Origin of the sequence: Streptomyces sp. STR69 (genome assembly GCF_024519455.1) — a bacterium.
Lineage (GTDB): Bacteria > Actinomycetota > Actinomycetes > Streptomycetales > Streptomycetaceae > Streptomyces.
In genome coordinates this window covers 1-829 of sequence record NZ_JALJRY010000090.1, presented here as the reverse complement: position 1 = coordinate 829, position 829 = coordinate 1, and the positions used below count along the sequence as shown (strand labels likewise).

Here is an 829-nt window from a genome sequence, read left to right as displayed (position 1 = left end):
AGAAGTACCCCTCGCGCTTGCGGTCTTCCATCGCGGCCTCGGACAGCTTGTCGTCGGCCCGCGTCGCGCCCCGCTCGGTCAGCCGGGAGGCCGCGATCTCGGTGATGACCTGCTCCAGCGTCACCGCGTCCGAGTCGACGGCACCGGTGCACGACATGTCACCGACGGTCCGGTACCGGATGAGCCGCTTCTCGACGGTCTCGTCCGCCTTCGGCCCGCCCCACTCACCGGCGGTCAGCCACATGCCACCGCGACTGAACACCTCACGCTCGTGTGCGAAGTAGATGTCGGGCAAGTCGATGCCCTCGCGGGCGATGTACTGCCAGACGTCCAGCTCGGTCCAGTTGGACAGCGGGAAGACGCGGACGTGCTCGCCGGGCGCGTGCCGCCCGTTGTAGAGGTTCCACAGCTCGGGCCGCTGCCGACGCGGGTCCCACTGCGAGAACTCGTCACGGAGGCTGAACACCCGTTCCTTGGCGCGGGCCTTCTCCTCGTCCCTGCGACCGCCGCCGAAGACCGCGTCGAAGCGCTCGCTCTGGATCTTCTCCGTCAACGGGAGCGTCTGGAGCGGGTTGCGGGTCCCGTCGGGCCGTTCGCGCAGCACACCGCGGTCGATGTAGTCCTGTACGGAGGCCACATGGAGGCGTAGCCCATGTGCGGCCACCACACGGTCCCGGTACTCAAGGACTTCGGGGAAGTTGTGTCCGGTGTCCACGTGCAGCAGCGAGAACGGCACCGGCGCGGGCGCGAACGCCTTCAGCGCCAGGTGCAGCATGACGATGGAGTCCTTGCCGCCGGAGAAGAGGATCACCGGCCGCTCGAACTCACC

At 68.3% G+C, this 829-nt stretch carries 1 protein-coding gene; it reads right to left on the bottom strand.

The window, feature by feature from the left end:
• Nucleotides 1-829: sulfate adenylyltransferase subunit CysD (gene cysD / locus OC490_RS49080; protein ID WP_262064557.1), on the bottom strand; the 829-nt coding region annotated here is incomplete at both ends.